This window comes from Actinomycetota bacterium, assembly GCA_005774595.1.
GTDB lineage: Bacteria > Actinomycetota > Coriobacteriia > Anaerosomatales > D1FN1-002 > D1FN1-002.
This window is the reverse complement of sequence record VAUM01000250.1, coordinates 1-2,980: the sequence shown is the minus strand read 5'-3', so window position 1 is coordinate 2,980 and position 2,980 is coordinate 1. Positions and strand designations below refer to the sequence as shown.

General features: G+C 70.9%; 3 protein-coding genes and 1 pseudogene. 1 reads left to right on the top strand and 3 read right to left on the bottom strand.

Going from position 1 to position 2,980, the window contains the following annotated elements; all coding sequences use genetic code 11:
• Positions 1-196 precede the first annotated feature (196 nt).
• Genes FDZ70_08705 through FDZ70_08695 form a run of 3 tightly spaced genes read right to left on the bottom strand, consistent with a single transcriptional unit; the run spans position 197 to position 2,028 of the window.
• Complete coding sequence (locus FDZ70_08705) at positions 197-769, bottom strand: hypothetical protein (GenBank protein ID TLM72095.1); 573 nt, start codon at positions 767-769, stop codon at positions 197-199.
• Positions 770-820: 51 nt separating this feature from the next.
• Positions 821-1,486, bottom strand: a complete 666-nt coding sequence (locus tag FDZ70_08700; GenBank protein TLM72094.1) for a hypothetical protein — start codon at positions 1,484-1,486, stop codon at positions 821-823.
• Between the two features lie 41 nt (positions 1,487-1,527).
• Complete coding sequence (locus FDZ70_08695; protein TLM72093.1) at positions 1,528-2,028, bottom strand: hypothetical protein; 501 nt, start codon at positions 2,026-2,028, stop codon at positions 1,528-1,530.
• A gap of 170 nt (positions 2,029-2,198) precedes the next feature.
• Here FDZ70_08695 and FDZ70_08690 point away from each other — a divergent pair.
• Positions 2,199-2,276: pseudogene (locus tag FDZ70_08690) on the top strand (acetyl-CoA carboxylase biotin carboxyl carrier protein subunit).
• Positions 2,277-2,980 lie beyond the last annotated feature (704 nt).

The window sequence follows — 2,980 nt, the reverse complement described above, 5'->3', positions numbered from 1 at the left end:
GCGCGGAGAAGAAGCAATCCACGAGCAGGTCGCGTGCGCGCAGCGGCGTCACGCTATCGAGCGCGGACTCATCCACTCGCCAGCTGTCGGTGTGCTCGGACAAGCATCTCCTTTGTCAGAACCGTGCGGTAAGTGTTATCGGCGTCACATTCATCGGCCTGAGTGACCCCCGTCACGAATCGGCCGCTTTGCGGCGCTACTCCCAGGCAAGGTCGAACTCCAGAGCGTCGGATGAGTCCTCGCCGCGGTCCCAGGTGCGCTCGCGCACACTCGCCGTCTTCGCTCCGAACCGCTGGATGGCCCGCTCCATCCACCCGCACATCCACGGCGAGAGGTAGGTGAGCTCGCCGAGGCCCCGGATGACGAGCAGGCCGCCCTTGCCGTCCTCGCGGGCCGTGGTCTCGTGCGTGACGCCCGAGTAGACGGACGTCACGATGCTCCCCGCACGGCTGAACGCCTGCTGCGGTGAGACGAACCTCGCGAAGATCGAGAACACGCCGTCGAGCATGACGTCGGCCAACTCGGAACCGCCGCGGCGCAGATCCCGCTCCGCCCGGGCGCGGTCGCCGCCCAGCGCGATGTCGACGACGGCGGAGAAGACCCTGCCGTCGACGCGCACGGGGTAGTGCGGCTCGTTCGCGACGTTCTCCGTCAGCGCACGCTCGTCTGGCTCGAGCCGCTCGAGCACCTGCGCCCATACCTGCTCGCCGTAGGTGCGGCGGAACCACGCATGACTGTCCTTCGCCGCCGTGCCCTTCTCGGTGACCATGAACGTCCTCCCCCTGGAGCGGCGCCTGCCGGGGCGCCTGCTTGCAGGAGGTTATCGGCCGTTCATGCGCCGGGGTGAATACCCGAGATGTGACAACGCGGTGAAACCGGCTCCCGCAAGGACGGCCGCCGCGCCGGCCGCCGGCAGGACGATGCCGAACGCGACGGAGTAGTCCACGCCTGCGAGCACGTGCGTGGACCGCACGAGTGCAGGCGCCGCCAGGGCGAGAGCTCCGCCGGCGATGAGCGCCGCGCCCGTGGCCGCTCGGCCGTCACCCGGCTCGTCCGGCGACGTTTCGTCGTCCCCGGAGCGGCCGAACACGCCCGCCGCCCCCGCGAGTGCCACCAACACGAGTGTCGCAAGCGTCAGGTACAGCCGCATGTCCGACGGCGCGCCGGAGCCGCGCAGCGCCGTCGACGCGAACGCCTGAGCACCGGCGGCCAGCGCCCCGGCCGCCAGGGACAGCGCGCACTGGCGCAGCGCGGCCGGGGTGCGCCGCATGATCCCCGAGACCGCGTACGCCTCCCAGGCGGCGGTCGCCACACCCGCGGCGACGAACAGCCAGTACAGCGGCTTGTACGGCACCAGGGCGGCCATCCGCTCGCCGAAGCGCTCCGCGAACAGCGCGACGCAGGTGGTCCCCAGCCCCCCGAGCAGGTTGAACGCCGCCGTCGCGCCCATGAGCACGGCGCACAGCCACAAGAACGCCTTCTTCACCCGCACGCCCTCCGCCGAGACGACGACCTTGCTTGCGGATGCTACTCGGCTGCGATGATCCTGTCACTTGTGACCTCGGACGGCGCGGAACCGTCGTCCCACTTGACCGTGTAGCTCGGATCGGCCGCGGCGGAGATGGTGCCCTCGTAGAACCGGCCGCTCGACCAGACCGCACGCACCTTGTCCCCGACCGCCCACTCCCTGACCTCGATCGGGATGACGTCGGCGGCCGAGACGGTCTTCTCGCTACTGTCGTCGGCGTACTTCACCGTCACCTGGTCTCCGGACGCGTTCGTCACGGTCGCGAGGTACAGGTTCCCGTCGCTCCAGATCGCGGCGACGCTGTCGCCGACCTTGAACGCGCCGCTCCCGGACGGCGCCGTGGTCTCCGCGGGCTTCGTCTCCGCGGGCTGCGGAGCGGGCGCGGGCGGCTTCTCCTGTGTCGTGCCGCCGGTCGGCAGCAGCGGACAGCACCCGGCCGCCAAGAGCGCCGAGACTGCGAGCACTGCGAGTGCGGACCACAGAAGCGTGCGACTGGACATGAGCGTCCCCCCTCGTGCGGGCCGGGCGGCGTCGCGCGCGGCCGGACTGGTGTCAAGCGGTTGATACCCGTTCACGGCGCGATGCGGCGCGGGTAGACTGCAAGGGACGGCATCACGCCGAACGACGGGGGGACACCATGGACGACACGACCGGCACTCCGACGCCGACACCGCCTGCCGCTCCCGCGCCTCCGGCACCGCCGGCGGCACCCCCCGCGACGGCCCCCGCCGCACCGGCGCCGCAGCCGAAGAAGAGCAAGGCCGGCGTCATCATCCTCGTCGTCGCGCTCGTGCTGCTGTGCGGCTGCAGCGCGTGCGGCATCGGCGGATACGTGCTGTGGAACCGCGCCAAGGCCGAGATCGAGGCGCCGTTCGGGACCGGCTCGGCGGACGACGGCGCGACGTCCGAGGGCGACGTCGCCAGCGACATCCAGACGGACGCCGTGGACGTCGACCTCGACGAGCCGCTGCCCGGGTCCGGCGAGGCGAAGGCGCCGGTCGAACTCGCGAAGCTCAGCGGCGTGAAGACCGTGATGGGCCAGAAGCGCACAGAGCCGTTCGACCTGAAGGGCGGCACCGCGCGCCTCGAGTACGACGTCAAGGGCGATCAGATGGCGTTCATCGCCTACGTCATCCCGGAAGGCGAGACGGTCGAGGAGTCCGGCGGACTGCCCGAGGTGATGGCCACCGGGAGCGGTTCCGACACCATCGTCCTCAATGAGAAGCCGGGGCGGTACTTCGTGGAGGTGCAGGCCGTGAACTGCGACTGGTCGATCACGGTCGAGGAAGAGCGCTAGTGCGACGGCGCACGGGGGCGGCCGAGGGGCGGGCGCATACGACGCCATCAACACGGTGATCGGCAACGTGACCCGTCGGAGCGCCCTGCACGCACGGACGCTACTGAGCCGCCGCGCCGTGCTGCGTATGCTAGCCCGGACGGGGCGACATCGCC